The organism is Actinoplanes sp. NPDC023714, assembly GCF_040639855.1.
Classification (GTDB): domain Bacteria; phylum Actinomycetota; class Actinomycetes; order Mycobacteriales; family Micromonosporaceae; genus Actinoplanes.
In genome coordinates, this window is the sequence record NZ_JBFAAR010000010.1 from 52,981 (window position 1) to 78,279 (window position 25,299).

The 25,299-nt window shown below is 71.3% G+C and carries 31 protein-coding genes; 17 read left to right on the forward strand and 14 right to left on the reverse strand.

The window, feature by feature from the left end:
* The gene (locus tag AB0G10_RS33840) at nt 1-660 is read left to right on the forward strand and encodes a TetR/AcrR family transcriptional regulator (protein ID WP_360931155.1); all 660 of its coding nucleotides are present in this window, start codon (nt 1-3) and stop codon (nt 658-660) included.
* On the opposite strand, the gene AB0G10_RS33845 is transcribed toward AB0G10_RS33840, so the two are convergent.
* Complete coding sequence (locus tag AB0G10_RS33845) at nt 661-1,710, reverse strand: hypothetical protein (protein WP_360931158.1); 1,050 nt, start codon at nt 1,708-1,710, stop codon at nt 661-663.
* A 63-nt stretch (nt 1,711-1,773) separates the two neighbouring features.
* On the opposite strand from AB0G10_RS33845, the gene AB0G10_RS33850 reads away from it, so the two are divergent.
* Nucleotides 1,774-2,355: a TetR/AcrR family transcriptional regulator gene (locus AB0G10_RS33850; protein ID WP_360931161.1), complete on the forward strand. Its 582-nt coding sequence runs from the start codon at nt 1,774-1,776 to the stop codon at nt 2,353-2,355.
* 21 nt (nt 2,356-2,376) lie between these two features.
* Here the strand turns inward: AB0G10_RS33850 and AB0G10_RS33855 are convergent, their stop codons facing one another.
* Together AB0G10_RS33855 and AB0G10_RS33860 are read right to left on the reverse strand one after the other, a co-directional pair.
* Nucleotides 2,377-2,964: an FHA domain-containing protein gene (locus tag AB0G10_RS33855; RefSeq protein WP_360931164.1), complete on the reverse strand. Its 588-nt coding sequence runs from the start codon at nt 2,962-2,964 to the stop codon at nt 2,377-2,379.
* Nucleotides 2,965-2,990: 26 nt separating this feature from the next.
* Complete coding sequence (locus AB0G10_RS33860) at nt 2,991-4,673, reverse strand: serine/threonine-protein kinase (protein ID WP_360931167.1); 1,683 nt, start codon at nt 4,671-4,673, stop codon at nt 2,991-2,993.
* Nucleotides 4,674-4,785: 112 nt separating this feature from the next.
* Here AB0G10_RS33860 and AB0G10_RS33865 point away from each other — a divergent pair, with 112 nt between their 5' ends.
* The 4 genes from AB0G10_RS33865 (at nt 4,786) to AB0G10_RS33880 (ending at nt 6,758) form a co-directional block, all read left to right on the forward strand.
* Complete coding sequence (locus AB0G10_RS33865) at nt 4,786-5,217, forward strand: hypothetical protein (protein ID WP_360931170.1); 432 nt, start codon at nt 4,786-4,788, stop codon at nt 5,215-5,217.
* Entirely contained in the window at nt 5,217-5,630 is a 414-nt protein-coding gene (locus AB0G10_RS33870) for a spore-associated protein A (protein WP_360931173.1), read from the forward strand. Before AB0G10_RS33865 ends, AB0G10_RS33870 begins: the two co-directional genes overlap by 1 nt.
* Before the next feature lie 75 nt (nt 5,631-5,705).
* Nucleotides 5,706-6,272 (forward strand): hypothetical protein, encoded by a 567-nt coding sequence (locus AB0G10_RS33875; protein WP_360931176.1) that lies wholly within the window; start codon nt 5,706-5,708, stop codon nt 6,270-6,272.
* A complete protein-coding gene (locus AB0G10_RS33880) occupies nt 6,273-6,758 on the forward strand; it encodes a TIGR03668 family PPOX class F420-dependent oxidoreductase (RefSeq protein ID WP_360931178.1) in 486 nt (161 codons plus the stop codon).
* A 5-nt stretch (nt 6,759-6,763) separates the two neighbouring features.
* On the opposite strand, the gene AB0G10_RS33885 is transcribed toward AB0G10_RS33880, so the two are convergent.
* The gene (locus AB0G10_RS33885) at nt 6,764-7,129 is read right to left on the reverse strand and encodes a YciI family protein (protein ID WP_360931181.1); all 366 of its coding nucleotides are present in this window, start codon (nt 7,127-7,129) and stop codon (nt 6,764-6,766) included.
* Nucleotides 7,130-7,208: 79 nt separating this feature from the next.
* Between AB0G10_RS33885 and AB0G10_RS33890 the strand changes: the two genes are divergently transcribed.
* From AB0G10_RS33890 to AB0G10_RS33900, 3 genes are read left to right on the forward strand one after another with little or no spacing between them, the layout of a single operon-like run.
* Entirely contained in the window at nt 7,209-8,057 is an 849-nt protein-coding gene (locus AB0G10_RS33890) for an alpha/beta fold hydrolase (RefSeq protein WP_360931184.1), read from the forward strand.
* Between the two features lie 7 nt (nt 8,058-8,064).
* Nucleotides 8,065-8,817, forward strand: coding sequence for an SIMPL domain-containing protein (locus AB0G10_RS33895; protein ID WP_360931186.1), 753 nt, complete (start codon nt 8,065-8,067; stop codon nt 8,815-8,817).
* 35 nt (nt 8,818-8,852) lie between these two features.
* The gene (locus tag AB0G10_RS33900) at nt 8,853-9,437 is read left to right on the forward strand and encodes a hypothetical protein (protein WP_360931189.1); all 585 of its coding nucleotides are present in this window, start codon (nt 8,853-8,855) and stop codon (nt 9,435-9,437) included.
* Between the two features lie 278 nt (nt 9,438-9,715).
* Here the strand turns inward: AB0G10_RS33900 and AB0G10_RS33905 are convergent, their stop codons facing one another.
* From AB0G10_RS33905 to AB0G10_RS33925, 5 genes are all read right to left on the reverse strand, one after another.
* Complete coding sequence (locus AB0G10_RS33905) at nt 9,716-10,573, reverse strand: hypothetical protein (RefSeq protein WP_360931192.1); 858 nt, start codon at nt 10,571-10,573, stop codon at nt 9,716-9,718.
* A complete protein-coding gene (locus AB0G10_RS33910) occupies nt 10,573-10,875 on the reverse strand; it encodes a hypothetical protein (RefSeq protein WP_360931195.1) in 303 nt (100 codons plus the stop codon). Before AB0G10_RS33910 ends, AB0G10_RS33905 begins: the two co-directional genes overlap by 1 nt.
* Nucleotides 10,876-10,939: 64 nt before the next feature.
* Entirely contained in the window at nt 10,940-12,478 is a 1,539-nt protein-coding gene (gene murJ / locus AB0G10_RS33915) for a murein biosynthesis integral membrane protein MurJ (RefSeq protein WP_360931917.1), read from the reverse strand.
* A 22-nt stretch (nt 12,479-12,500) separates the two neighbouring features.
* The gene (locus AB0G10_RS33920; RefSeq protein ID WP_360931198.1) at nt 12,501-13,103 is read right to left on the reverse strand and encodes a YdeI/OmpD-associated family protein; all 603 of its coding nucleotides are present in this window, start codon (nt 13,101-13,103) and stop codon (nt 12,501-12,503) included.
* A 6-nt stretch (nt 13,104-13,109) separates the two neighbouring features.
* The gene (locus AB0G10_RS33925) at nt 13,110-13,868 is read right to left on the reverse strand and encodes a hypothetical protein (protein WP_360931201.1); all 759 of its coding nucleotides are present in this window, start codon (nt 13,866-13,868) and stop codon (nt 13,110-13,112) included.
* A gap of 42 nt (nt 13,869-13,910) precedes the next feature.
* Here AB0G10_RS33925 and AB0G10_RS33930 point away from each other — a divergent pair, with 42 nt between their 5' ends.
* The 5 genes from AB0G10_RS33930 (at nt 13,911) to AB0G10_RS33950 (ending at nt 18,651) form a co-directional block, all read left to right on the forward strand.
* Nucleotides 13,911-14,192, forward strand: a complete 282-nt coding sequence (locus AB0G10_RS33930) for a hypothetical protein (protein ID WP_360931204.1) — start codon at nt 13,911-13,913, stop codon at nt 14,190-14,192.
* A gap of 470 nt (nt 14,193-14,662) precedes the next feature.
* Nucleotides 14,663-15,775, forward strand: a complete 1,113-nt coding sequence (locus tag AB0G10_RS33935) for an aldose epimerase family protein (protein ID WP_360931206.1) — start codon at nt 14,663-14,665, stop codon at nt 15,773-15,775.
* Nucleotides 15,772-16,902, forward strand: coding sequence for a sugar ABC transporter substrate-binding protein (locus AB0G10_RS33940; protein ID WP_360931209.1), 1,131 nt, complete (start codon nt 15,772-15,774; stop codon nt 16,900-16,902). The genes AB0G10_RS33935 and AB0G10_RS33940 overlap by 4 nt, the downstream gene beginning before the upstream one ends.
* Nucleotides 16,895-17,908, forward strand: coding sequence for an ABC transporter permease (locus tag AB0G10_RS33945; protein ID WP_360931212.1), 1,014 nt, complete (start codon nt 16,895-16,897; stop codon nt 17,906-17,908). The genes AB0G10_RS33940 and AB0G10_RS33945 overlap by 8 nt, the downstream gene beginning before the upstream one ends.
* On the forward strand, nt 17,908-18,651 hold the full coding sequence (locus AB0G10_RS33950; RefSeq protein ID WP_360931215.1) for an ATP-binding cassette domain-containing protein: 744 nt from the start codon (nt 17,908-17,910) through the stop codon (nt 18,649-18,651). The genes AB0G10_RS33945 and AB0G10_RS33950 overlap by 1 nt, the downstream gene beginning before the upstream one ends.
* Here the strand turns inward: AB0G10_RS33950 and AB0G10_RS33955 are convergent.
* Entirely contained in the window at nt 18,648-19,628 is a 981-nt protein-coding gene (locus AB0G10_RS33955) for an MBL fold metallo-hydrolase (RefSeq protein WP_360931218.1), read from the reverse strand. The two genes, AB0G10_RS33950 and AB0G10_RS33955, sit on opposite strands and share 4 nt — an antisense overlap.
* Nucleotides 19,629-19,688: 60 nt before the next feature.
* Between AB0G10_RS33955 and AB0G10_RS33960 the strand changes: the two genes are divergently transcribed.
* Nucleotides 19,689-20,276: a TetR/AcrR family transcriptional regulator gene (locus AB0G10_RS33960; RefSeq protein WP_360931221.1), complete on the forward strand. Its 588-nt coding sequence runs from the start codon at nt 19,689-19,691 to the stop codon at nt 20,274-20,276.
* 10 nt (nt 20,277-20,286) lie between these two features.
* Here AB0G10_RS33960 and AB0G10_RS33965 read toward each other — a convergent pair whose 3' ends face one another.
* Nucleotides 20,287-20,829, reverse strand: coding sequence for a maleylpyruvate isomerase N-terminal domain-containing protein (locus AB0G10_RS33965; protein WP_360931224.1), 543 nt, complete (start codon nt 20,827-20,829; stop codon nt 20,287-20,289).
* A 162-nt stretch (nt 20,830-20,991) separates the two neighbouring features.
* Here AB0G10_RS33965 and AB0G10_RS33970 point away from each other — a divergent pair, with 162 nt between their 5' ends.
* Nucleotides 20,992-21,321, forward strand: a complete 330-nt coding sequence (locus AB0G10_RS33970; protein WP_360931227.1) for a TraR/DksA C4-type zinc finger protein — start codon at nt 20,992-20,994, stop codon at nt 21,319-21,321.
* A gap of 6 nt (nt 21,322-21,327) precedes the next feature.
* Nucleotides 21,328-22,155, forward strand: a complete 828-nt coding sequence (locus AB0G10_RS33975) for an NAD(P)-dependent oxidoreductase (RefSeq protein WP_360931230.1) — start codon at nt 21,328-21,330, stop codon at nt 22,153-22,155.
* Between the two features lie 93 nt (nt 22,156-22,248).
* Here the strand turns inward: AB0G10_RS33975 and AB0G10_RS33980 are convergent, their stop codons facing one another.
* The 3 genes from AB0G10_RS33980 to AB0G10_RS33990 are packed head-to-tail and all read right to left on the reverse strand — an operon-like array spanning nt 22,249 to nt 25,264.
* Complete coding sequence (locus AB0G10_RS33980) at nt 22,249-22,884, reverse strand: SRPBCC domain-containing protein (protein WP_360931233.1); 636 nt, start codon at nt 22,882-22,884, stop codon at nt 22,249-22,251.
* On the reverse strand, nt 22,881-23,222 hold the full coding sequence (locus AB0G10_RS33985) for a metalloregulator ArsR/SmtB family transcription factor (RefSeq protein ID WP_360931236.1): 342 nt from the start codon (nt 23,220-23,222) through the stop codon (nt 22,881-22,883). Before AB0G10_RS33985 ends, AB0G10_RS33980 begins: the two co-directional genes overlap by 4 nt.
* Nucleotides 23,223-23,254: 32 nt before the next feature.
* Entirely contained in the window at nt 23,255-25,264 is a 2,010-nt protein-coding gene (locus AB0G10_RS33990) for a serine/threonine-protein kinase (RefSeq protein WP_360931239.1), read from the reverse strand.
* Nucleotides 25,265-25,299 lie beyond the last annotated feature (35 nt).

Genomic DNA, 25,299 nt, shown 5'->3' on the forward strand with positions numbered 1-25,299 from the left:
ATGGAGACGGTGCCGGTGTGGATCCGGGAACGGCGCGCCGGGGTGGGCCGGCCCGCCGAGCGGACCCGGGCCGAGGTGACGGCCGCGGCGATCGCGCTGGCCGACCGGGAGGGCCTGGCCGCGGTCTCGATGCGCCGCGTCGCCGCCGAGCTGGGCACCGGCGCGGCGTCGCTGTACCGCTACGTCGACAGCCGCGACGACCTGCTCGACCTGATGACCGACGCGGTAGCGGCCGGCTACGAGCTGCCGCCGCCGGGCGGTCCCTGGCTGCCGGGCCTGCTGGAGGTGTGCCGCCAAGCGCGCGCGCTGATGCTGCGGCACGGCTGGCTGCCGGAACTCGTCCTCACCCGCGCGGCGCTCGGCCCGCACGGCGCCGGCCTGCTCGAGCACGTGCTGGCGGTCCTCGACGGACATCCGGCCGGCGTGGGCCGCAAGCTGGAGGCGTTCGCCGTGATGAACACCCTCACCGCCGCGCTCGCCCTGCACGAGCTCGGCGGCGGCTCCGACGCCCGGGTGCGGCAGGGCGCGTACCTGGCCCACGTCGTCGCGGCGGGCCGCCACCCTCATCTGACGGCGGCGCTGACCGGCGGCCCGGCGACGCCGGCGCCCGACTTCGAGGACACGGTGTCCCGGGTCCTCACCGGCCTGCTGGGCGGCTGATCACGCGCCGGCCACCGTCGTCGGACGCTGCCGCGCAGGCTGGGCACGCTTTTCCGCACGCTCCAGGCCATAGGCGGCAAGAGCGTGAAAGGCCGCCTTCGGCGCCCAAGAACCATCAGGCCATGTACGAACGATTCCCCGCGCCGCCAGATCGAAGTCGTTGTCCGGGTCCGTGGCGGTCGGCAGGTGCCGGTTCGCGAAGGTGTAGACGAACGCCGCCTCCACTCCCCCGGCCTCGTAGTCGCGCAGCAGGTCCACGACGTAGCGGGCCTGCCCCTCCTCGTCCCGTTCCAGGCCCGGGACGGTGAGCCGGCTGGCGCGGCCGTGCTCGTCGAAGGCGACCGGCTCGGGACGGCCCGCCACGCCGGCCGCCCCGCGGAACGTGCAGCAGCCGAACTCGGTAGCGGCGTACGGCCGCCCCTGCCCGACCGCGGCCGCGAGCGTCTGCGGGAAGGTGGCGGCGTTCGACGCGTCGCGATACCCGCCGTCGCTGGCGATGATGTCGAAGAGCGTCCAGTCGACGTCCTCGAGCGGGATCGAGGCGTACCCGATCGGCCCGCCGAACCGTTCGCGCACGGCCGGCACCACCGCGGCGAGGAAGTCGCGGACCGCGGCCCGGGCGGCCGGGATCGCCTGCCGCATCCGGGCCGGGTCGGCCAGCAGGGCCAGGCGTTCGGGCAGGTCACGACCGGGCAGGAAGCCGTCGGTGAACAGGGTGATCTCGGAGCCGGCGAGGTAGACGACCGGCACCCCGGCGCGCCGCAGCCGTTCCGCGCGCTCGGCGCCGTCGAGCAGGAACGCCCGCAGCTCGTCGCGGTCGAGGCCGTTGGTGAACGGGCAGTACCAGACCTCGAGGCCGGCGTCGGCGGCGAGCCGGGCGGTGAGTTCGAGCCGGTCCTGCACGCCGCCGGTGATGCGGACCGCGTCGCAGCGCAGCTCGTCGCGGATGACGGCGAGGTCGCGCCGCACCACGTCCGGGCGGAACGGCTCGTGGGTGGTCGATCCGGCACTGACGAAGCCGGTGTCGTAGTTCATGCCGAAGACGCGCATCGGAAGCTCCGCTCGTAGGGTACGGCGCGTACCGTATAGGGTACGTCGCGTACCCTGCAAGGTGTGACCACGAGACGCCGGGGCGCGGAACTGGAAGAGGCGATCCTGCACGCGGCGGCGCAGGAGCTGCGCGAGTCCGGGTACGCGGGGATGACAATGGACCGGGTAGCGGCCCGGGCTGGCACCAACAAGAACGCCATCTACCGCCGCTGGCCGCACCGGGCCGCGCTCGGCATCGCCGCCTTCCGCCACCTGTCGGACGCGGCGATGCCCGACCCGGACACCGGCACGCTGCGCGGCGACGCCCTGGCGATGCTGCGGCTCGCGAACGAGACGTGGTCGTCACCGCACGGCGCCATCCTGCGCGGCCTGCTCGCCGCAGCGGCCGACGACCCGGAGCTGCTCACCCTGATGCGCGAGCGCTCCGGCGCGGACACCATGGACCGCGCCTGGCTGACCATGCTCGGCCGGGCCGAGGCGCGCGGCGAGGCGCCGGCCCGGGCGGTGCACCCGCGCGTCGCAACCACCCCGATGATGCTGCTGCGCGCGGAGTACGCGATCCGCGGCGTCCCCCCGGTCCCCGACGACGTGCTCGTCGAGATCGTCGACGAGGTCTTCCTGCCACTGGTCCGCGGCCGCGCCTGACCTACGGCTGCGCGTTCAGGCCTACGGCTGCGCGTGCAGGCCACGGCGGACCGCCTCGCCGGCCAGCCGCGCCCGCCGGCGGTCGTCGTTGCCGGTCAGCCCGAACTTGTCGTACAGGTTGGCCAGGTGCTTCTTGACCGCGCTCTCGGACAGCCTGAGCTCCGCGGCGAGCGCGCGCACCGACGGCGGCTCCGGGAATACCTGACCGCCGGTGGTCAGCGGCCGGCAGAGCGCCGTGAGCACATCGCCCTCACGGCGAGTGAGCGGCGGCACCGGCGCGGCAGGCTCCACCGAGACCGTCTCGGTGTCCGGCAGCCCCTGCGCGCAGCGGAACAGCACCCGGGCCGGGCCCACGTCGATGCGGTCGCCGTCGTGCAGCGGGCGGGCATGCCGCAGCGGGACGCCGTTGACAGTGGTGCCGTTCGTGCTGCCCAGGTCCCGGATCGACCAGCCAGACGGGAACCGCTCCAGGACCGCGTGCAGGCGCGACACCCGGCGGCTGGCGATCGCCACCTCGTTGGCTGGCGCCCGGCCGATCGACAGCAGCGCGCCGGTCAGCGCCACCAGCCGGACGCCGCCGCCCTCGAAAACCTCCAGATGGCCGGTCACGCCCAGTACATCTCCAGGCCCGCCGGTCACGCGCAGTGCTCCCCGGTGCTCACGGCCAGCGGCTCGGCCAGACCGGTTCCGGTCATCGCGAGGGTGGCCCGCGCACACCCGGTCAGCGGCATCGGCGCGGTCCACTGCTCGACCGGCTGCCCGGTGGAGACCGCCGGCCGGCCGCCCGGCTCGGCGGCGACCCGGACCCGCCACGCGCCGCCGGGGCCCGCGGTGTCGCGGTACTGCTTCCATACCCAGGTGTAGGCCATCACCGCGCGGCAGCCCGGCGACCAGTACAGCTTCACCGACACCGCCTTGAACCCGGCGACGTATCCGTAGCCGGAGCGGGCCACCTGGTAGGCGTCGTCGTAGCACGGTCCGGGCGGCGGGTCGTCGTCGCGGGCGTACGCGATCGCACCGTGACCGGACGCTTCTACCGTACGATCGAGGATCTGGAGAAGGCCCCGCCGCGGACCCGCCGCTCGCGGCACGAAGCCCAGGCCGATCCGGCAGGCCGCGCCCTCCGGCAGCGCCCGGCCGGTGCACTCATCGGTCACCAGCCGGAAGTCGTCCCCGATCAGCGAGATCCGCAGGTGCGGCGTCCGGCCCGGCCCCGCGTTACGCACCGTGATGATCCGGGGTTCGGCGTCAGCTGTCAGCTTCTGCTCCCCGAAATCCACCGCGGCCGGCGCCTCGAGCCGTGACGCGGTCGCCGCCTGCGAACCGCCGGCCGTCAGCGTGAGTCCGGCCGCGATGGCCGCGAGCAGGGATTTCGCACTCCGGCGGCGCCGTGAGGGCACGGTCGCCGACAGATCGCGGGCGGCGCGCTCCCGCTCCGACAACGACGGCGCCGAGGATTCCGGAGCGGAACCGGTCTGCTCGACGATCAGCGGCGTCTCCGCGACCCCGCACTCGCGCTGCGCCCGCCGCAGCCGTTCCGCGAACGCCGCCGCCGACGCGGGACGGGCCGCCGGATCCTTCGCGAGCGCCTGCTCCAACGCCGCGAACACCGGCTCCGGGACACGAGGGCGCAGGTCGGGGATGGGTTGCGCGCCGATGCGCGCCACCAGCTGAGCGGCGGTCTCCGACGGCGAGGGTACGAAGGGAGCACGCCCGCAGAGCCAGCGGTACAACGTGGACGCGAGCGAGTAGACGTCGGACGCGGCCGTCGCCGGCTCCCCGCGCAGCACCTCGGGCGCGGCGTGCAACAGCGTCGCCGTCACCGACCGTAGTTCGCGGGGCGGGTCCCGGCGCACCGGCCGGGCCAGACCGAAATCGGCCAGCTTGAGCTCACCGTATCGGGAGATCAGGATGTTCTCGGGCTTCACGTCACGGTGCAGCACGCCGGCCCGGTGCGCCGCCTCCAGCGCGCCCGCCACGACGACGCCGCCGGCCAGCACCTCCGGCCAGGCGGTCGCGCCGGCCCGCTCGGCCAGCGAGCCGCCTTCCTCGTAGGCCATCAGGATGTACGGCGCCCCGGTGCCGGTGCGCCCGGCCTGGTGCACGGTGACGATGTGCGGGTGGCCGGAGAGCCGGCCCAGCGCCCGCACCTCCCGCTCGAACCGGGACTCGTCGACCCGGCCGAGATCGAGCACCTTCACCGCGACCGTCCGCTGGAAGTCCGGCTGCCAGGCCCGGTAGACCACCCCGAAGCCGCCGCGGCCGATCTCGGTCAGGTCCTCGCACCCGGGAACGCCGATGGTCTCCAGACGGCGCAAGTCTTTCCCTCCGTGCTCCCGGGCGGTGGCGAGCGTCGATGATACTGGGGAGGAAAAGGTGGCCGTTTCGACACCTGTCGGACACCGGTGATCGGCTGGTTCCCTGTCTGCCATGTCGATTCTTCGTAAATCCCTGGCCACCGCGGCCGTCCTCGCCGCCTCGGCCGCCGGCGGCACCCTGATCAACCCCTCCCCCGCCCTGGCGAGCACGCCGCCCAGCTGCGGCAGCGTCCGTCAGATCGGCACCACCCGGATCCTCACCGTCGGTGGCATGCAGGCCGCGTCGGTCAAGCAGTACTACGGATGCGGGTACAACTACGCCTACATCTACGTGTGGGAGCAGTACCGGGACACCCACGCCAACTGGGATCTGTACGTGCACGTCATCGACCACAGCGACAGCGGCAGCGACTACGGCGTCGGCGAGCTGAACAACACGACCCGCGCCGAGCTGTGGGGCGCCCCGGCGAACACCGCGGCGCACTGCACCCACGTCACCGGCTACCTGAACTCGACCGGCGGCTCCACGAGCAAGGTGTGCTGATGCCGCGCCGGACGACCGCCGCCGCGGCCGTGCTCGCGATCACCGCCGGCACGCTCGGCCTGACCGCCGGCCCGGCTCAGGCCGCGTCGTACAACGGGGCCTGCGGCAGCGGGTACCGGGTCATCGACTCGATGAAGGTCGGCGGCACGACCGCCGGGACCGGGACGGCGTTCCTCACCTACAACAACGGCTGGAACTGCGTGGTCGTGGTGTCGAGCACGCCGGGCACCCGGGACTGGATGTCGGCGCAGATCGCGCGCTCGGACGGCGGCGACTGGATCGAGGACGAGGGCTACTACACCCAGTACGCCGGCCCGGTCTACGTCTATGCCGCGGACACCTGCGTCGACTGGGGCGGCACCGTCGACTACAAGGGCATGGTCTGGCTGGAGTGGGACGACCACTGCGGCTGACCACGGATCGGGGTGCTGTGCCGCTGGGGAGGCGGCGCAGCGCCCCACTGGTGCGGCTGCTCTAATCTTGCGCCTGTGAGTGAAGCTGTGACGGCCCCGCGCGAGGGCAGGCAGACCCGGTTGGAGATTGCCAAGGAGCGGGCCGAGCCGGTGATCGGACGCCGTGCCGCGAACCGGATCGCCGCCTTCGAGAACGGTGATCTGTATGTCGAGGCCGGCATCGTCGCCCGGACGCTGTCCTGGTTCACCGACTTCGTGGTCTTCGCGGCCGGGGTCGTGGCCGGGTTCGTGCTGCTCGCCGGGCTGAGCGCCGGGGCCGACCTGTCCGACACCACGATAACCCTGCTGGCCGGGGCGCTGCTCGTGGCGGTGCCGGTGCTGTACGGCCTCTGCTACGGCAACGGGCGCGCGCTCGGCGCCGTCCTGACCGGCACCCGGCTGGTGCGGGTGCGCGACGGCGGCCGCATCGGGAAGAAGGCGTGCTGGGCGATGCTGCTCCGCACCGTACTCATGCCCCTGCTCTTGATCGTCGTGATCGTCGGCTCGTTCGGCGGAAGCCTGATCTCGCCGGACGGCTCGGTCGTGCGGACCAGCATCGACCGCGCGGCGACCCGGCGCCTACGGGACCTGGACCTGAGCTAGATGCGGCTGACCGCGAGCGAGGCGCGACGACGGTTCGCCGCGGCGCCGGTCGTCCGCCTCGCCACCGTCTCGGCCGAGGGGATCCCGCACCTGGTGCCGATCACGTTCGCGGTCGTCGGCGCCACGGCGAAGACCGAGGCGGACCGCATCGTCTTCGTCGTGGACGACAAGCCGAAGTCGACGACCCGGCTGAAGCGGCTCGCCAACATCGCCGCGAACCCGTCGGTGTGCGTGCTCGCCGACGTCTACGACGACGACTGGTCACGGCTGTGGTGGGCGCGCGCCGACGGCACGGCACGGATCCTCACCGAGGACGAGGACGAGGACGAGGACGCGGACGCGAACGCGGACGCGGACGAGGAGACGGCCGCGGCGCTGGACGCGCTCGCGGCCCGCTACCCGGTCTACGCCGGGCGGAGGCCGCGCGGCCCGGTCGTCGCCATCGACGTGAGCGACTGGACGGGCTGGGCCGCGCGGGACGCCTGACGACGTCAGAGAATCTGCGGCGGGGTCGCCGGCCGCTCCGGGTCATCGCCGAGCACCCGCACCTCCTGGGCGCACCGGCAGGCCACGGCGATCTTGCCGGCCCACTTCACCGCCTCCTCGCGGGTGGGCACGTCGAGCACCACGAACCCGCCGATGACCTCCTTGGTCTCCGGGAAGGGGCCGTCCACGACCAGCCCGTCCGTGCCGACGATGCTCGCCCTCTGCCTGTCGAGCCCGCCGCCGAAGACCCAGACGCCGGCGTCGGCGGCCTCCCGGCAGACCGCGTGCGCGGCCTTGCCGACCTCGGCGATCTCTTCGGCGGGGATGTGGTCCATCGCGCCCTCGTTGAACGAGATCAGGTAATGCGTCATCGAAAACTCCCTTGTCCGAGGACTGTCCTCACCGGTACTACGAACGGCGTACTGCGAATCCGACACGTCAGGGCGGAAAATGACCGTACATCTGTGGAGTGAACGCATCGGCGATCCGGGGCATCCGGCCGTGCTGCTCGTCGCGGGCGCGTCCGCGCAGGGCTACACCTGGCCCGACGCGCTCGTCCAACGCCTGGTGGAGCAGGGCCGGCAGGTGATCCGCTACGACCACCGGGACACCGGCCTCTCCACCGTCGTCGATTTCGAGAAGCATCCGTACGGCCTTGCCGACCTGGCCCGGGACGCCGTGGCGGTCCTGGACTCCTACGGGCTGGCGTCGGCGCACATCGCCGGCGCGTCGATGGGCGGCATGATCGGGCAGTGGCTGGCCGTGCACGAGCCGGCCCGCGTACGGTCGCTGACCCTGCTCTCGACCACTCCCATGGACTACGACCCGAGTCCCCTCTGGAGGTACGCCGGGGCGCGCGGGCCACACGACCTGCCCGGGCCGGCCGCGCACTTCCTCCAGCACCTGACCGATTCCGACGGCGCTGCACCCGGCGTGGAGTCCGATCTGGCGCTGTTCCGGGTGATGAACGGCGGCGTACTCCCGTTCGACGAGCCCACGGCCAGGGAAGCACTGGAACGCTGCTGGGCCAGGACCACCGACGCAGCCGCCGCAGGAAATCATCAGAGGGCCTGCGTACGGATGTCCCCCGATCGCCTCGTCCCGCTCGCGACGATCACCGCGCCCACGGTGGTCGTCCACGGCGACCGGGACCCGATCTACGCCCCGAGCCACGGCGCGTTCCTCGCGACCACCGTCCCGGGCGCCCGGCTCGAGGTGGTCCCGGGGATGGGCCACGTCTACTTCTCCCCCGGCCTCCCGGAGCGCCTAGCAGGGCTTATAGCCCAAAATAGTATCTAATATCAGCATGAACCGGACAGCACCCGTGATCGCCCTCCTGGCTCTCCTCGCCGCCCCCACATCGACGCTGGCCGGCGGCACCCCCGCGCTTGCCTCGGCGAACCTGCCCGCCGGGTCCGCCCTGGCCGACCAGCCGATCGAGAGCGTCGTGGTGACCGGCACGGGCGAGGTGTCCGGCGTGCCCGACGTCCTGACCGCGAACTTCGGGGTGGAGACGACCGCCGGCGCGGTGACCGAGGCCCTCGATCGCGCCAACGCGGCCGCCACCAGGGTCCGCGACGCGCTGATCAAGGCCGGCGTCGCCAAGGCCGATCTCCAGACCTCCGACGTCACCATCAGCACCCGCCGCAACGACAAGGACAAGATCATTGGGTACGCCGTGAGCCAGGGCCTCACCGCGAAGATCCGCAACCTGTCCACGGCCGGCCGGTCCATCACCACGGCCGTCACGGCGGGCGGCGACGCGGCCCGCCTCAACGGCGTCACCTTCGCGATCGACGACGACACCGCCCTGCTGGCCGAGGCGCGCCGCAAGGCCTTCGCCGACGCCCGGGCGAAGGCCGAGCTCTACGCGCGCGAGTCCGGCCGCTCGCTCTCCCGGGTCGTCAAGGTCACCGAGGCGACGCCGAGCTACCAGCCCTTCAAGAGCTACGACTCCCTGGCAGCGGCAGCGGACTCCGCGACCCCGATCGAACCGGGCCGCCAGCAGCTGTCCGTCACCGTCACGGTGGAGTGGGCCTTCGTTGCATCGACCTCATAGTGTGCGGAGAAACGCACGCACGGTGAGGCAGCGTCATGAGCCGAGAGCAGACGATCATCCAGGCGGCCATCCCGCTCCTCGGTGACCCCGGCGGCGTCACGATGGCCCGCATAGCCGAGGCGGCCGGCATCGACGAGGCCGAGGTCCGGACCGTCTTCCCCGACGTGGACGCCGTCGTCCGAGCCTGTTCGGCCGCGATGACCGCGAGCATCACGGCGGCCACGGATCCGGCAGCCGAGGTTCAAAAGATCAGAGCCATCGGTACGGGGGAACCACTCCCCCACCGCCTGAAATCCCTGCTGAACATCCTGACGGCCTACTACACCCGCTCCCGCGACGACGTCATCGCCCTCTTGCAAGCCGGCGGCCCCTCCTCTCAAGCCGGCGACCGCACGCCGAGGCGCAGCGACTTCGTAGCCCTGGGCCGCACCCCCGAGATCCACCGGGCCGTCGAGACGCTCTTCACCCCCGCCGACGGCCTGCGCCTGCCGCCCGCAGGACTCGCGGCGGCCTTCCTCACCCTGGCCCGGCTCGCCGACCCCGTAGCGAACGAGGAACACGACCCCCTGCCGCCCGACGACCTGATCGACCTGTTCCTGCACGGCGCCGTACTCCCCTGACTACCTTGACGGCACCCAGCGCCACGGCAGGCCGACCCCGGCCCAGACGCGGGCCGATCGCGCGGATCGGCTGAGGGGACGGGGTGGTTGACGGTAGGTGCTTATGTGTACGGATGGCGTTGAGGCTGTCGTGACCGCATTCGAGCAGGGGCGCCGGGGTTCGGTCGGGCCGGCCGACCGCGTCGGGCGGCGGCTGGTGATCCTGCCCGACAGGGAGGTCGTGTTCGTGCCGGCGGAGACCGGTGACGTCGTGCTGACGGCGCCGGTCAGGGCGCGGGTCAGTTTTGCGGAATGGGGTAGTCGACGAACGCGAAACGACGGGAATCGGCCGCCCAGCTGTTGACGTTGATCGTGCCCTGGCCGCCCTCCAGGGTCACGATCGGCCGCCCCGCTCGCCATCGGTCGCCCGCGACCAGGCGCAGTTCGACCGTACGATCGGCGGGGTGTCCCTGCGTGCCCGGCGGATAGCTCAGATAGACGGCGCGGCTGCCGTCCGGTGAGAGGTGCGGGAACCAGTTGACCCTGTCGTCGGCGGTGAGCTGTTCCATTCCCGTGCCGTCCGGGCGGATGCGGGCGATCTGCGCGTTCGCCGAGAACCGCTCGGTGTTGAAGTAGATCCACGCGCCGTCCGGGCTGTATTCCGGGCCGTCGTCGGGGCCGCCCTCGCCGGTGAGCCGCCGGGACGGGCCGCCGCCGGTCCCGATGGTCCACAGATTGCCGGCGTCCCAGCGCTGTTCCTCGATGCCGACATAGGCGAGCGTCGAGGAGTCCGGGCTGACGCCGTGCAGGAAGTGCATCCGATTCTCGTGGGTGACCCGGCGGGCCGGTCCGCCCCGCAGCGAGGCCTCGTAGATGTGCCCGTCGTCGGCGGAGAGGAATGCGGTTCCGCCGGTGCCGAGAACGTGGTCGTTGTTCAGCGGCGGGACGTCGATCGGAATGCGGACCGGCGGCGTGGAACCGTCGGCGGGCATCCGCCACAGCAGCCCATCCCCGTTCAGGATCAGATCGCCGTCCGCGGTCCAGTTCGGCGCCTCGAACAGAACACCGGAACTGACGTGCACGATCGTCGCCATTCCGGTCTCGACGTCGAAGGTGTGGATCCGGCAGAGCTGTCCCGGGGCGAGGGTTCGCGGCATCAGGCGAGACTACGCGTGGCCCGCCGGACTAGCAGCAGCCCCACGCAGACCGCCAGCACGACCGCGGCCGCCACCACGAGCGAGCCCGAGGTCAGCGCCGCCCCGAACGCTCCCACCGACAGGACCGAGCCGAAGGAGCCGACCGACAGCACCGAGCCGAACGAACCTATCGAACCGGCCGACAGCACCGAGCCGAAGGATCCGGCCGACAGGATCGACCCGATCGACCCGATGGAGAGGATCGAGTCGGTGGAGTACGCGCTCAGAATGGAATTGGTCGACCGGTACGACAGGATGTTCATCCGTCGATCGTCACCGATCACCGCGAATGCCGCGACCCCGTGCGCCGCCGCCACGGATGAAGGCTCACCAGGTCCGCACGCCGGGCAGCGCCGCGTTCAGCAGATGCCGCAGTTCGGCGAGCCGCAGCAACCGCCCCGCCAGCAGATAACCCACAGCGCCGGCGAATGCCGCGACGATCAGCGGAACGAGGCCGCGGGAGTCGACGAGCCGCAGCGCCGCGACGGCCAGAATACCGGCGGTGACGGTAGCCGCCAGAACGCGGACGTGCGTACGAATCAATCGTCTTCCATCGAGGTAACCCAATCGCCGCCGCAGCACCACGGCAGTGACATTCAGGCCGACCGCATAGGCGACGGCGAATGCCACAGGGATGCCGACCACGATCTCGCGCGCCGGCAGAATCCATCCGGCCACCGCGCACCCGGCGACGCCGACCACCGCGACGAGAACGGTGATGAACGCGGCCGTTCTGGTGTCCTGCAGGGCATACATCCCGCGCTGCAGAATCATGTAGCTCGTGAACGGCACCAGCGTCAGCCCGAATGCGGCAAGGACGAGACCGAGCATGCGTACGGTGGCCGCGCTGCTGTTGCCGTGGTCGAACAGGACTATCGCGATATCCGGTCCGAGCAGCAGGAATGCGGCCGCGATCGGCGCCATGACGACGAGCGCGGTGCGGACCGCCCGGGAAAGGCCGGTCGTGACGCGCTGATGCTCGCCGCGCGCCGCGTATTGGCTGAGCCGCGGCAGCATCGCCGTCATGACCGATACCGCGATGACGGCGAACGGGACGAGATATACGGCGCTCGCATTCTGATAGGCGGTGATCCCGCCCGCCCCGGCCCAGGACGCCGTGCGCGTCGCCATCGCGGTGAGCGTCGTCGACGCCACCACCGACAACAGCACCCAGACGCCGAGCCGGCCGATGCGCCGGATCGCGATGCCGCGCGGGTCGAGATGCAGCCGGATCGGGAACCCGCTGCGCCGCAGTGCCCACACGACCAGCACGGTCTGCGCGCCCACCCCGGCCGTCGTACCCATCGCCAGGAGCAGCAGCTGACCGGTTTTGATCTCCGTGCCGGTGGTCCCGCCGATCACCAGGTAGATCAGGCCGACCGCGATCACGATGACGCTGTTCACCAGCGGCGCCCAGGCCGGCGCGCCGAACCGGCCGCGCACGTTGAGGATCGCGCCGGTCGTCGCGCTGATGCCGTAGAACAGGATCTGCGGCAGGAAGTACCTGCTGAAGACGATCGCCAGCTCGCGCTGCCCGGCGGTGAAGCCGGGCGCGTACAGGTCGATGAGCAGCGGCGCCGCGACGATGGCGAGCACCGTGACCGCGCCGAGGACGTAGACGATCAGCGACAGCAGCCGCTGGGCGTAGAGAACCCCGCCGTCCGCGTCGGTCAGCGCGGCCCGGGTCAGCAGCGGCACCACGATGCTGGCCATGGTGCCGCCGACGACGAGCTCGTAGACGGCGTTCGGCAGCGTGTTCGCGACGTTGTAGGTGTCGAGCAGCCGGCTGCCGAGCCCCAGCGCGGCGGCGAGGACGAGGATCCGCAGGAAGCCGGCGACCCGCGAGGCGAGGGTGGCGACGGCCATCCGCCGCCCCGCCCGCTGGATGTCACTCAAGCGCGGGCCGTGCCTTCTGCGGGTAGATCGTCTCGTGCCGGGCCAGCATCGCGACGAACTCGGCGATCTTGCGCTCGCGGGTCTCCGCGCGCTTCACGGCGCCGAGCCGGTGGATCATCGCGAACCGGTTCGCGCTGGTGAGCACGTCGAACATGGCCTGTGCGGCGGGTTCGGCGGCGATCGCGGCGAGCAGGTCGTCCGGCACCACGGCCTCCGACGGCGGCGCGTAGGCGGCCGCCCATCGCCCGTCCGCCTTCGCCGCCTCCACCGCGGCCCGGCCGGCCGGCGTCATCCGGCCCTCCTCCTCCAGCCGGGCGACGTGCTGGACGTTCCGCTGTGACCAGGCGCTGCGGGCCCGGCGCGGGGTGAATCGGATCCACGACGTCGCCTCGTCACGCTTGCGCGCCTGCCCGTCGATCCAGCCGAAGCACAGCGCCTCGTCGACCGCCTGCTGCCAGGTCAGCGTCGTGACGGTGCCGCCCTTCCTGGTCAGCGCCAGCCACACGCCCGGCGAGGTGGCGTGGTGCTCCTCCAGCCAGGCCCGCAGCGCCCCGGAGTCCGCGACCACCAGTTCGTCCAGCTCGACCTTCGCCACCGGCGGTCAGTCCTTCGTCTCGATCTCGGCGCGCATGTCGGGGAAGTCGCCCTTCACGTCGACAGCGGTCTCGTAGAAGAACAGCAGCATGCCGACGCTGCCCTCGTCGGCCCACCCGCAGATGGCCACATCCTCCTTCGCCACGGTGGTGCTGCCGCACTGCGCCACCCCGCCGAGCGAGCCGGTGCTGGCCGGCGACACCCCTTCGAGCTGGCTCTCCCCGCTGAACGACTGGAACATCGTGTCGAGCATCCGCTGCGGATCGTCCACGTCGACCTCGGCCGCGAGGGCGGCGGTCAGCTTCTTCTGACCGAGCGCCCCGTAGACGGCGCCGAACGCGTTCGCCGCGCCCGGATATCCCTCCAGCTCCTTCTCCAGGTCGGTGGTGAGCGACGCCAGCTCGTTTGCCTCGATCTTGGGCTGCCCGTTCAGGGTGTCCGGCTCACTGATGCTGATCGTGTCCTGCGGCGCCGGCGAGGAGGCGCTCGGCGTCGGGTTCGCGCTTGTACTCGTACCCTGAACGCTCTTATTTCCGGAGAACCGGTCGCCGACCAGGTACGCGACGACGCCCCCGCCGACGAGCACCACCAGCACGATGGACACCGTGAGCAGGGTGATCGCCAGGGTCCGGGACTTGGCCGGCGGCGGAGGCGGGGCCATCGGGTAGGTCGGCTGCCCATGGTGCTGTCCGTAGTGGGGCTGTTCGAAGAGCGGCTCGGTGTGCTGCGGCGACTCGTAGGGGTCGACGGGTGGAGGGTAAGTCATCGACTCTCCAGTGATCGAACTGTCCGTGGATACTACCGAGTCATGACCGTCGCCTTCCCCTCCCGTGGCCTGCACCTCGGCGTCCTCGACGAGCTCCTGACCAGTGGCGCGATCGACGCGGCCGGCCTCGCCGCGATCGTCGGCCCTTCCCTGGGCGCCTCACTCGATCTCCTGCACGCCGTCCCGGTGTCATCCGAGCAGGCGGCGACGATCGAGAGTCTCGACTTCGACGGCGGCAGCGAGATCTACGTCTCCCTCGCCCGCCTCGACGATCCGGGCGTCCTGGACAGGCTGGCGTCCCGGGGCGTGATCATCCGGGACTGACCACCCTTCGTGTTGTAGTCGAGTGAGCACCGATGCCTATCGCGTCGACAGCATGGCGCGGCGACCAGATACACCAATCCGAGACCACATCCGGCCAGGAGGCGGAGCGCCGAAGCCGCCATCCCGGCGTGGTCGATACCGCCCGGGATCGACGAGATTCAAGGATAGGGGCAAAAACGCTCATTAGCCGCTTCTCCGCAGAAGAGGGATCGGCTCGCCATAAGAGCGGATCATCCGAGCTGAGGTGACCGGTACAGATGATTGACGTCGATTGATGGCGATGCCTACGGTCGCGGGCAGCAAACGTTTTCGGGCCGGCTCAGCCGGTCGGTTCTGAGAGAAATCCCGAGCAACTCCGTCCGCCACGCCGGCGCGGCGGCGTGGCGCTTCGCCGAAGGGGGCGAGGCACCACCATGGCGGCAAGAATTCACGCACCGCGGACCCTCGTGCGGGCGGCGACCGTCCTGCTCATGATGATCGTCGTAGGGCTGGCCGGGGCGCCGACGTCACAGGCCGGAGGTAAGCCGAGCATCACCAGGGAGGCGTTCGGCAGCGTCGGCGGCCAGGCCGTCGAGCGGTACACGCTGAGCAACGGGCGCCTGCGGGTGCGGATCCTGACCTACGGCGGGATCCTGCAGACCGTCGAGACGCCGGACCGGCACGGCCGGATGACTAACGTGACGCTCGGTTTCGCCGATCTGGCCGGGTACGTCGACAGCGGCAACCCGGCGTACTTCGGCGCGATCATCGGCCGGTACGGCAACCGCATCGACGAGGGCACGTTCACGCTCGACGGCGTCACCTACCACCTGCCGATCAACAACACGCCGAATCACCTGCACGGCGGCTTCGTCGGCTTCGACAAGCACATCTGGCAGGCCACCCCGGTCCTCGGCAAGGACACCGCCGGGCTGCGGATGACCAGGACCAGCCCGGACGGCGAGGAGGGCTACCCGGGCACGCTGCAGACCACCGTCACCTACACGCTCACCCGTGACCTGGGCATCCGCATGGACTACCGGGCCACCACCGACCGGGCGACGATCGTCAACCTCACGAACCACGCCTACTGGAACCTCGGCGGCGAGGGCACCGGCACGATCGACGACCACAAGCTCCAGATCAACGCGAACCGGTACACGCCGGTCGACGACACGCTCATCCCGACCGGCGCGATCGACGCCGTCGCCGGCACGCCGATGGACTTCACGAGGGCCACCGCGATAGGGGCCAGGAACAGGAGCGACTTCCAGCAGATCGTGTACGGGCGAGGGTACGACCACAACTGGGTCCTGAACCCCTTCACTGGTCTCGGAACGGCGGCGAAGGTCACCGACCGGGACAGCGGGCGCACGCTCACGGTGCTGACCACCGAGCCCGGCCTGCAGTTCTACGCCGGGAACTTCCTGGACGGCACGCTCTACGGCACGAGCGGCCGCGCCTACCGGCAGGGCGACGGCTTCGCGCTGGAGACCCAGCACTTCCCGGACTCGCCGAACCACGCGAACTTCCCGTCGACAGTGCTGCGGCCCGGCGAGGTGTACGCCACCACGACCGTCTACCAGTTCGGGGTGTCACGATGACCAGAGTTCCGCCGCGGGTCGAGGAGGCGGTGGAGACCCTCGACCTCAACCCCGTCACCCGGCGCCGGCTGCTCTCCGGCACCGGCCTGTTCAGCGCGACCCTGGCCGCCGGCGCCCTGCTGAGCGCGTGCGGCGACCAGGAGGAGACGCCGAGCGGCGCGACCGGCAACTTCCCGGCCACGCCCAAGTGGAAGTTCACATTCGTCAACCACGTGACGACGAACCCGTTCTTCACCCCCACCCAGTACGGGATGGAGGACGCCGCGACCCTGCTCGGCATCGAGAAGCCGCAGTGGACCGGCTCGCAGAACTCGATCGTGGCCGAGATGGTCAACGCCATGAACACCGCGGTCAGCGCCAAGGTGGACGGCATCGCGGTGGCCGTGGTCGACAAGGACGCCTTCGACGCCCCGGTCGACCAGGCGCTGGACGCCGGCATCCCGGTGGTGTCCTACAACGCCGACGGCGCCCGCGCGGACAAGGGCACGAACCGGCTGGCCTACATCGGCCAGGGCCTGTACGAGTCCGGCTACGCGCTGGGCGTCCGGGCGCTGCAGCAGGTGCAGTCGGGTCCGGTCGCCGGCTTCATCGCGACACCGGGCGCCCTCAACATCCAGCCGCGCATCGACGGCGCGCAGCAGGCGTTCAAGGACTCCGGCAAGCCGGTCACGTTCACCGCGGTGGCCACCAACGCCGACGTGACCCGCGGGCTGTCGATCATCGACGCGTACGCGCAGGGCCACCAGGACCTGGCCGGGATGCTCGCGGTCGACGCCGGCTCCACCTCGTCGGTCGGGCAGGTCGTCAAGAAGTACGACATGCGCGGCAAGGCCCTCAAGGTCGCGGGCGGCTTCGACCTGATCCCGGAGACGCTGACCGGCATCCAGGAGGGCAACCTCGACTACACCATCGACCAGCAGCCCTACCTGCAGGGATTCCTGCCGGTCCTCTACCTCTACCTGTACAAGCTGTCCGGTGGCCTGCTGTCGCCGAGCGACACCAACACCGGGCTGCTGTTCGTCACGAAGGACAACGTCGGCCCGTACCAGACGACCAAGACGCGCTACCAGGGCTCCACCACGGACAAGGTGCTGGTGGACCGCAGCGGGCCGATCGCACATGGCTGAGCTGACCGAGACGCCGAGGCGGGCGGGCCGCGCGCCCGCCCGCCGCCTGCTCGACGGCTTCCTGCGCCGGCGCGAGGCGAGCGTGCTGCTCGTCGCGCTCGGGCTGATGATCTATTTCCGGGCGTCCAGCCCGGTCTTCCTGTCCCGCGACAACCTGGTGAACATCGCGCAGGCCACCGCGCCGGTCGCGATCGTGGCGGTCGGGATCGTGCTGCTGCTGGTCAGCGGCGAGATCGACCTGTCGGTCGGGATCGTGGCGGCGCTCGCGCCGTTCCTGTTCCACTTCGCCGTCGACTTCTACGGGTTCCCGGTCTTCGCCGGGTTCCTGCTCGCGCTGATCATCTCGGCCGGGATCGGGCTGTTCAACGGGCTCGTCGTGACGAAGCTGAAGGTGCCGTCGTTCGTGACCACGCTCGGCACGTTCTTCGCGGTCCAGGGCATCCTGCTGATCACCTCGCACGCCTATCCGGTGCCGATCCCGGAGCCCGCGAAGGGGACCTTCCAGACCTGGCTCGGCGCCGGCCCCTGGGCCACCATCAGCTGGGCAGTGGTCATCGTGGCGGTCTTCCACGTGGTTCTCACCCGTACCCGATGGGGGTTGCACACCATCTCGGTCGGCGGCAATCCACTGGGCGCGACCGAAGCGGGTATTCGCGCGTCACGCATCAAGATCGGGAATTTCATGGTGACCAGCACCCTCGGCGGCCTCGTGGGGATCATGGAGGCGTTCCGGATCAACACGATCGACCCGAACATCGGGGGCGGCACGACGCTGACCTTCTACGCCATCTCGGCCGCCGTGATCGGCGGCACCGCGCTGGCCGGCGGCTCGGGCACCATCGTCGGCGCGTTCCTGGGCGCGCTGGTGCTGGCCGAGCTGCAGAACGGCTTCAACCTGATCGGATACAGCGCCAACACGATCTTCCTGATCCTGGGCCTGGCCATCCTGGTCTCGATGATCGCCAACCAGTATCTGTCCCGGCTGCGGCGCGCGGGGAGGACCTGATGGAGGCCGACGCCCTGCAGGTGCTCAACGTCGCCAAACGGTTCGGGGCGCTCACCGCGCTGCGGGACGTGAACCTGCGGGTCGCGAAGGGCGAGGTGCTGGGCCTCATCGGCGACAACGGGGCCGGCAAGTCCACCCTCATGAAGATCATCTGCGGGTTCCACCGCCCGGATGCCGGCCGCATCCTCGTCGGCGGCGACGAGGTCACGCTGCGCAGCGTCGACCACGCCCGCTCGCTCGGCATCGACACCGTCTACCAGGACCTGGCCCTGGTCAACGAGCTCTCGGTCTACCACAACATGTTCCTCAACCGGGAACTCGTGCGGTGGCCGCTGCTCAACAACCGGGCCATGCGGCGGCGCGCCGAGGAGCACCTCAGGGACATGGGCGTGAACCTGCCGGACGTCACCGTCGAGGTCGCCAAGCTCTCCGGCGGGCAGCGGCAGGCCATCGCCGTGGCCCGCTCGGTCTACTCCGACGCCCGGATCCTGCTGCTGGACGAGCCCCTCGCCGCCATGGGGGCCAAGGAGGGGATGCTCATCCTCGATCTGATCCGCGACCTGAAGGACCGCGGCGACGTCGCGGTCATCATCATCGCCCACAACTACGCGCAGGTCCTGGACGTCTGCGACCGGGTCAACCTGCTCCAGCACGGCGAGATCACCTTCGACAGGCGCGCCGAGGACACCTCCCTCGACGAGCTGACCTCGCTCGTGGTCGCCGAATACCGCCGGCGCCGTTAGGACCACCAGGCCTCGAGCTCCGGCGGGTTGTCGACGTCGATCCGCTCCCCCGGGCGCGGGATCGACAGGTCGACGCCGCGCGCCTTCGCCTCGCGCCAGGTGCGCTCGGCCGGCTCCGACCAGCGGTGCGGCGCCAGGTCGAACGTGGCCCAGTGCACCGGGATCATCAGGCCGCCGCGGACGTCGAGGTGAGCCGTGACGCCGTCCTCGGGGAACATGTGGATGTCCGACCAGGTGTCGGCGTACGCGCCGACCTGCACGAGCGTGACGTCGAACGGGCCGTGCGCGGCGCCGATCGCGGCGAAGCCGTCGAAGTAGCCGGTGTCGCCGGAGTAGAAGGCGCTCCGGGTCGGACCCTTGATCACCCAGCTGGCCCAGAGGGTCTCGTCGCGGCGGATGCCACGGCCGGAGAAGTGGCGGGCGGGGGTGGCGGTCAGGGCGACATTTCCGATATTTGTGGACTCGTTCCAGTCCAGCTCCACGACCCGGCCGGCCTCGACGCCCCAGCGCTCCAGGTGCGCGCCCACCCCGAGCGGGACCACGAACCGCACCCCGGTCAACTTCCGGATCGTCGCGGTGTCGAGGTGGTCGTAGTGGTCGTGCGAAATCACCACGACGTCGATCGGCGGCAGGTCGTCGAGCGCGACCGGCGGCTCGTGCAGCCGGCTCGGCCCGGCCAGCTGCGACGGCGAGCAGCGCCTGCTCCAGACCGGGTCGAGCAGGACGCGGGTGCCCTCGATCTCGACGAGCGCGCTCGAGTGCCCGTACCAGGTGACGTGCAGACCGTCCGCGCTCTCCGGCCGGGACCGGACCAGGGGCACCGGCCGAGGCGGACGCCGGCCGGCGCCGCCGGTCAGCGCCTCGAGCGCGATCTTCGGCATCTGGGCGAGCTTGAGGGACGTGTCGGTCGGCACGCTGTTGTGGAAGCGTCCGCCGCGATATTGCGGGGAGGACTCGAGTCGTTCCTTCGTCGTCATGCTTCGAATGTAAGCGGTGATAACAATGTAGTCAACGCCTACATCACGTAGGGTGGGGGCATGAAAGATCGCCCCTACCACCACGGGGACCTCCGCGCCACGCTGCTGACCCTCGCCGAGGAGACCCTGCGCGACCGGGGTCCCGGCGAGTTGTCGCTGCGTGAGCTGGCCCGGGACGCGGGGGTGAGCCCGGCCGCGCCGAGCCGCCACTTCAAGACCAAGCAGGCGCTGCTGGACGCGCTGGCACTCGACGGCTTCGAGCGCCTCACCTCGGCGATGACGACCGTGCTGGCCGGCGACGAGAGCTTCGCGGCGCAACTCGACGCTCTCACCCGTACCTATGTGGGGTTTGCTCGGGAAAATGCCGCTCTGCTGGAACTCATGTTCGCCCGCAAGCACGACCCCGACGCGCCGCCGGAGCTGGCCGCGGCGCCGAAGCGGCTCATGGACGTGGCGACGCGGGTGATCGAAGACGGTCAGCGTCGCGGCGAGGTGCGGCAAGGTCCGGTCGATGTGCTCGCGGTGCCGCTGATCGCCGCGCTGCAGGGCCTGACCACGCTCGCGCTCAACGGCGGCTTCTCCCCCGAGCAGATGGACCGGAGCCTCGACGAGACGATCGGCTTCACACTCCGCGGATTCAGACCCTGATTTCGTACGGTCATAGCGCGGCGATGGTCCGCGGTGAGCGTTCGGCCCGGCTCAGCGCCCGGATGACGGTGGCGGTGCCGTATTTCCGGGTCGCCATCGCGCAGAGCAGCGTGACCACGCTCTCCAGGCAGGGCGCGGGCAGCGGCGGCGACGCCACCCCGACGCTGGCGGCCAGGTCGTCGCCGTGCACGGCGAGCTCCAGCAGCCGGGTCGTCAAATAGTCGTCGAGGGTCAGCGCCCACGGCCCGAACGGCAACTGGATCACCCGGTCGGCCGGTTCCCCCGGCAGCCTCCGCCGCAGCTCTTCCAGGGCAGCCGCCGCCTCCTCGATCCGCACGGCCGGCCCGGCCAGCGCGGCCTCCGCGGCACTCGCCCGGATGAACGTGTTGACCTCACTGTCCAGGTCACCGTCCGTCCAGGTCGACCGGGCGAAGTGCTCGGTCAGCCCGATCCTCCCGTGCTCGACCGGCGCCTCCAGAACCGCCGGCACCTGCGTGATCTGAAAGGCCAGATGGGGAGGCGAGCGCCCCGATCCGCATCCGGGGCAGAGCACTGGGCGCCGCCCACCCCGCAGCCACAGCCGGCGATCGCAGAAGCCCGACCACCACCGCCGCGGATTCGAGATAGACCTCCCTGACCGTCACCATCCCAGTGTGCGGAGGACCGCCGGGGCGGCTCAATACCCTCCGCAGGTGATGCGACCTAGAGTGGAGGGATGGCGGCTCGGGAGGAGTTGGTGCGGCTGCGGGCCGGCACCGAGGCCGAGGCCGCCACGCTCGCGGCCAGTCTGGAGGCGCTCTTCTCGGCCTCGCGGGACTCGAACGCCGACGACGAGCACGATCCCGAGGGTGCGACGATCGGGTTCGAGCGGGCTCAGCTGATCTCGCTGCTGGCGGCCGCGCGGGAGCGGATCGCCGAGGTGGACGAGGCGCTGGGACGGGTGGAGGCGGGGACGTACGGCGTGTGCGAACGATGTGCGGAGCCGATCGCCGCGGAACGGCTGGCGGCCCGGCCGTTCGCCCGGTTCTGCATCGGCTGCGCCTAGATCCGCATGTCCTCCCCGATCGCTGCCGTCACCGGGACGTCCGGACGCGTCGGCGCGGCGGTGGCTCAAGCCCTGGAAGCCGCCGGGTGGACGGTCCGCGGCGCCGACCGATCACCCGGGCCGCGGACCGGCGTCGTCGGGGATCTCCGCGACTCGAGGGTGCGCCGGCAACTCGTCCGGGACGCCGGCGTCGTCGTGCACGCGGCGGCGCTCCATGCCCCGCACGTCGGCGTCGTGGGCGACGACGAGTTCCGGGCGGTGAACGTCGATGCCACGGCGGCGCTGCTCGACGACGCCGGCGCCGCCGAGGTGCGGCGTTTCGTCTACGTCAGCAGCACGAGCGTCTACGGGAACGCCCTGGTGCCCGCCGACCGGGCGGTCTGGGTGGACGAGCTTCTGACGCCGCAACCCCGTGACGTGTACGACGAGACGAAGCTGGCCGCCGAGCGGCTGGTGGCGGCCGGCCCCCTGTCCTCGGTGACGTTGCGCATCGCCCGCTGCTTCCCGGAACCGTTGCCGGTGCGGGCCGTCCGCATGCTGCATCGGTCGGTACGGCTGGCCGACGTCGCGGCCGCGGCGGTGAGCGCCGCGGCCGGCGGGGCGGTCACCGGGACGTTCAACATCGCCGGGCGGTACCCGTTCACCCGCGCCGACTGCGTCGCCCTGCACCACGACGCCGCGAGTGTGATCGCCGAGCGGGCGCCCGAGGTGGCGGCGGCGTTCCACGCCCGGGGCTGGCCGCTGCCCCGGCGGATCGACAGGGTCTACGACTCGGGCGCCGCCATGACGGCCCTCGGATACCGGCCCGAACCGGTCGCGATCCCGCCGAAGTGATCATGAAAGGATGAGGGTCCGCCGGCCGGTCCGTGCCTTCGACGCCGGGCCGGTCGGCGGCTGAAAGGCCGGACGGGCCTGGAGAAAAGCGGCTCACGGCGCGTAGTGCTGCACCCCGAACGCCACGGCCGCCGCGATCTCCTCGTCGGTGCCGCCCCAGGCCTTCTGGATCGCCGCACCCCACGCGTGGCAGCTGCGGGTGGCGTAGTCCTTCGCCTCCGCCGTGTCCTCCCAGGTGGCCGGGTCGATGGCGGCGCCGCGCAGGTGCAGGTCGAGGCCGAGCACCGTGAGGTCCCAGCCGCCGCCGATGCCGATGGTGCCGCCCGGGCCGTACTCCTTCACCAGCGCGTCGACGATCTCCGCCGGGGAGGAGTGCTCGAGTTCGAATGTGGTGAGGCCGTCGCCAGTCGACGCGAGGCGTACCTCGACCTCGGTCTTCATGCTCTCCCCGAGAACCCAGGTGACCTTGAGCAGGCGCGGCTGCTCGCACCGGAGGATCTCGCCGCCCGCGTTGTCCTTGACCTGGAAGGCGCCGCCCTCGCGGAAGTCGCCGCCGACCTCGCCGAACCAGCGCGCCAGCCGGGCGGGGTCGGTGCAGGCGTCCCACACGTCCTCGATCGCGGCGTCGTAGACCCGGCGCAGCAGCAGCGAGCGGCCCGCGCCGCCGGCCACCGGCGTCTCACCGAGCTCACGATGGGTGGCGTTGACCTGCTGGACGATGTCGATCATGAATCCCCCTTCGAGGAACGAGTCCGTCTTCCACGCGCCAACTCGGTCGCCAGGGCGTCGAGCCGCTGCTCCCAGAACGGCCGGAACCGCTCCAGCCAGGCCGAGGCCTCTCGCAGCGGCTCGGCCTCGACGGCGTAGAGCCGCCGGGTGCCCTCGGCGCGGGCCGAGGCGAAACCGGCCTCCCGCAACACCTTGAGGTGCTGCGACACCGCCGGCGTCGAGATGCCGAACTCCGCCTTGATGACCTCGCCGATGGCTCCGGCCGGCTGCTCACCACCGGCGAGCAGTTCCAGGATCCGGCGCCGGACCGGATCGCCGAGTACGTCGAACGCGTGCACAGCCCAACTATTTCAGCGCGACCTTAATTAAGTCAAGGCTTAATCTTGGCGACCTCGACGACCTCGCCGCCGCGGACCGTGACGAGCGCCGGGAACGGCGACGGCTCCCCCGACATGACGGCGAACTCAGCGAACGGCACCGCGCAGGTCCCGGCCGCCGTCCGCGGGTCGCGGCACTCCGCCCGGCCGGGCCGGAAATCCCGGTAGACCGGATCGCCGGCGACCGGGAGCGTCACCTGCGTCCCGCTCATCACCGGCACGCTCTCGTCCTCGCACCGCACCGTCGTGGCGTTCAGGTCGAAGCGGCGGCAGTACTCCGCGCCGGTCAGCAGCGAGGCCGGCTCGACCACGGCCACCCTGTCCCGGTCCGAGATCATGTGCACGCCCGCCGTGAACTGGGCGTCACCGTCGAGGAACGCGGGCACGGAGGGTGACTCAAGGTTCGTACCCGAGCGCAGTTGCACGTCGGTGAAGGTGACCTCGCCGCGTCCGCCCTTCTCCGCGACCGTCCCGAACAGGACCCGGCCGCTGATCAGGTTGGTGGCGGTGAGCGGACCCTGCAGCACCGGCGCGCCGTCGACGGTGACGTTCGCCTGCCGCTCGTCCGCGACCAGCACGATCCGGTGCGGGCTGCCGACCGGGGTGGCCCGCGGCGCCGAGGCGAGCGGGCTCGCCGCGCCGCCGTTGATGCTGACCAGCGACACCTCGTCGGGGCAGACCGCGAGCCGGTAGGCGTCGGCGAAGTAGTCCTCCTCGTCCTGGTCGGTGGCCCGGAACCAGATCGCCGCGCACGACCGATCATTACCGAGCGTCGCCGACACCTGCGCGCTCTGGGCGGCCGGGAACACGGTGTGAAGGTACGAGCCACACATCGCGTAGTCGCCGGCCTTCGCCGTGACGCGCAGCCCGTCCCGGTAGGTGCACGCAGCCGTGCCGGAGAAGAGTCCGTCGGGTCGACGCAACGAGTCGAAGACGGCCGGTCCGACCACCGCGGGTGCCTGGGCCGCTGCCGAGCGCGACGCCTCCGCGGCGCTGCGCGCCTCGTCGCGTCCCCGCAGGACCATGCCCGCGCCGGCGCCTGCCACGGCGACAGCCATGGCGGTGGTGAGGACCACTGCTTTCGTACGGCCGGAGCTCCCGTGGCGCCGGCCTCCCCCATGGCTCGACCGCTGGGCGGCGACGGCCTCCCTCCGGAGCTCGGCCGGCAGCGGCGGCGCGGCCGGCGCACCCGGGACGAGCAGCCGGTCCAGCAGTTCCGGCGCGGTGGGACGGCGAGCCGGATCCTTCTCGAGCGCCGCGACGACGAGCTCGGCCAGGTACGGCGGCAGGTCACCGATCCGCGGCGGCTGGGTGAGGATCCGCGCCGCCGTCACCCCCGGGCTGTCCCCGCCGAACGGGGTACGGCCGGTGCCCGCATAGGTGACCACGGCACCCCAGGCGAACACGTCGGCGGCCGGCGTGAGCAGCCGATCGGTCTCCGGGTCGAGCCGTTCCGGCGCCATGTACGCGAGGGTCCCGACCACCTCCTCGGCTCGGGTGTGGAAACTCGTCGGCTCGAGCGGCCGCGCGATCCCGAAGTCGATCACCTTGGGGGTGCCGAGCGCGAACAGCACGTTTCGCGGCTTCAGATCACGGTGGATCACCCCGGCGCCGTGGATCGCGGCGAGCGCCGTGGCCACCCCGACCGCCACCCCGTGCAGGCTCCCGCCGGTCAGCGGCCCACTCCCGGCGACCACCTCGCCCAGGCTCGGCCCGTCGACATACTCCACGACCAGATAGGGCGTCTCGTGGTCGGGATCGGCGTCGAGCACCTCGGCCGTACAGAAAGGCGGCACCTGCCGGGCCCGGCTCACCTCGCTGCGGAAGCGCGCCCGGTAGTGCTCCTCGTGCGCGTACTCCGGCCGGATCACCTTGACCGCGACCCGCCGCCCCTCGGGCGACTCGGCCAGATAGACGGTGCCCATCCCGCCCTGCCCGAGCCGCCGCAGCAGCCGGTAACGGCCGATCGCGCGGGGGTCGGAGGGGCGCAGTGGATCAGACACGGAAAGCAAAACTACCCGGTCAGCGCAGCTCCGTG

Excerpts from the sequence above, each read along its gene's own strand:
- AB0G10_RS33840 (WP_360931155.1), top strand. The coding sequence starts at position 1 with ATGGAGACGGTGCCGGTGTGGATCCGGGAACGGCGCGCCGGGGTGGGC.
- AB0G10_RS33845 (WP_360931158.1), bottom strand. The coding sequence starts at position 1,710 with ATGCGCGTCTTCGGCATGAACTACGACACCGGCTTCGTCAGTGCCGGA.
- AB0G10_RS33865 (WP_360931170.1), top strand. The coding sequence starts at position 4,786 with ATGTCGATTCTTCGTAAATCCCTGGCCACCGCGGCCGTCCTCGCCGCC.
- AB0G10_RS33870 (WP_360931173.1), top strand. The coding sequence starts at position 5,217 with ATGCCGCGCCGGACGACCGCCGCCGCGGCCGTGCTCGCGATCACCGCC.
- AB0G10_RS33880 (WP_360931178.1), top strand. The coding sequence starts at position 6,273 with ATGCGGCTGACCGCGAGCGAGGCGCGACGACGGTTCGCCGCGGCGCCG.
- AB0G10_RS33885 (WP_360931181.1), bottom strand. The coding sequence starts at position 7,129 with ATGACGCATTACCTGATCTCGTTCAACGAGGGCGCGATGGACCACATC.
- AB0G10_RS33890 (WP_360931184.1), top strand. The coding sequence starts at position 7,209 with ATGACCGTACATCTGTGGAGTGAACGCATCGGCGATCCGGGGCATCCG.
- AB0G10_RS33895 (WP_360931186.1), top strand. The coding sequence starts at position 8,065 with ATGAACCGGACAGCACCCGTGATCGCCCTCCTGGCTCTCCTCGCCGCC.
- AB0G10_RS33900 (WP_360931189.1), top strand. The coding sequence starts at position 8,853 with ATGAGCCGAGAGCAGACGATCATCCAGGCGGCCATCCCGCTCCTCGGT.
- AB0G10_RS33905 (WP_360931192.1), bottom strand. The coding sequence starts at position 10,573 with ATGCCGCGAACCCTCGCCCCGGGACAGCTCTGCCGGATCCACACCTTC.
- AB0G10_RS33910 (WP_360931195.1), bottom strand. The coding sequence starts at position 10,875 with ATGAACATCCTGTCGTACCGGTCGACCAATTCCATTCTGAGCGCGTAC.
- murJ (WP_360931917.1), bottom strand. The coding sequence starts at position 12,478 with ATGGCCGTCGCCACCCTCGCCTCGCGGGTCGCCGGCTTCCTGCGGATC.
- AB0G10_RS33925 (WP_360931201.1), bottom strand. The coding sequence starts at position 13,868 with ATGACTTACCCTCCACCCGTCGACCCCTACGAGTCGCCGCAGCACACC.
- AB0G10_RS33930 (WP_360931204.1), top strand. The coding sequence starts at position 13,911 with ATGACCGTCGCCTTCCCCTCCCGTGGCCTGCACCTCGGCGTCCTCGAC.
- AB0G10_RS33935 (WP_360931206.1), top strand. The coding sequence starts at position 14,663 with ATGATGATCGTCGTAGGGCTGGCCGGGGCGCCGACGTCACAGGCCGGA.
- AB0G10_RS33940 (WP_360931209.1), top strand. The coding sequence starts at position 15,772 with ATGACCAGAGTTCCGCCGCGGGTCGAGGAGGCGGTGGAGACCCTCGAC.
- AB0G10_RS33945 (WP_360931212.1), top strand. The coding sequence starts at position 16,895 with ATGGCTGAGCTGACCGAGACGCCGAGGCGGGCGGGCCGCGCGCCCGCC.
- AB0G10_RS33950 (WP_360931215.1), top strand. The coding sequence starts at position 17,908 with ATGGAGGCCGACGCCCTGCAGGTGCTCAACGTCGCCAAACGGTTCGGG.
- AB0G10_RS33955 (WP_360931218.1), bottom strand. The coding sequence starts at position 19,628 with ATGACGACGAAGGAACGACTCGAGTCCTCCCCGCAATATCGCGGCGGA.
- AB0G10_RS33960 (WP_360931221.1), top strand. The coding sequence starts at position 19,689 with ATGAAAGATCGCCCCTACCACCACGGGGACCTCCGCGCCACGCTGCTG.
- AB0G10_RS33970 (WP_360931227.1), top strand. The coding sequence starts at position 20,992 with ATGGCGGCTCGGGAGGAGTTGGTGCGGCTGCGGGCCGGCACCGAGGCC.
- AB0G10_RS33975 (WP_360931230.1), top strand. The coding sequence starts at position 21,328 with ATGTCCTCCCCGATCGCTGCCGTCACCGGGACGTCCGGACGCGTCGGC.
- AB0G10_RS33980 (WP_360931233.1), bottom strand. The coding sequence starts at position 22,884 with ATGATCGACATCGTCCAGCAGGTCAACGCCACCCATCGTGAGCTCGGT.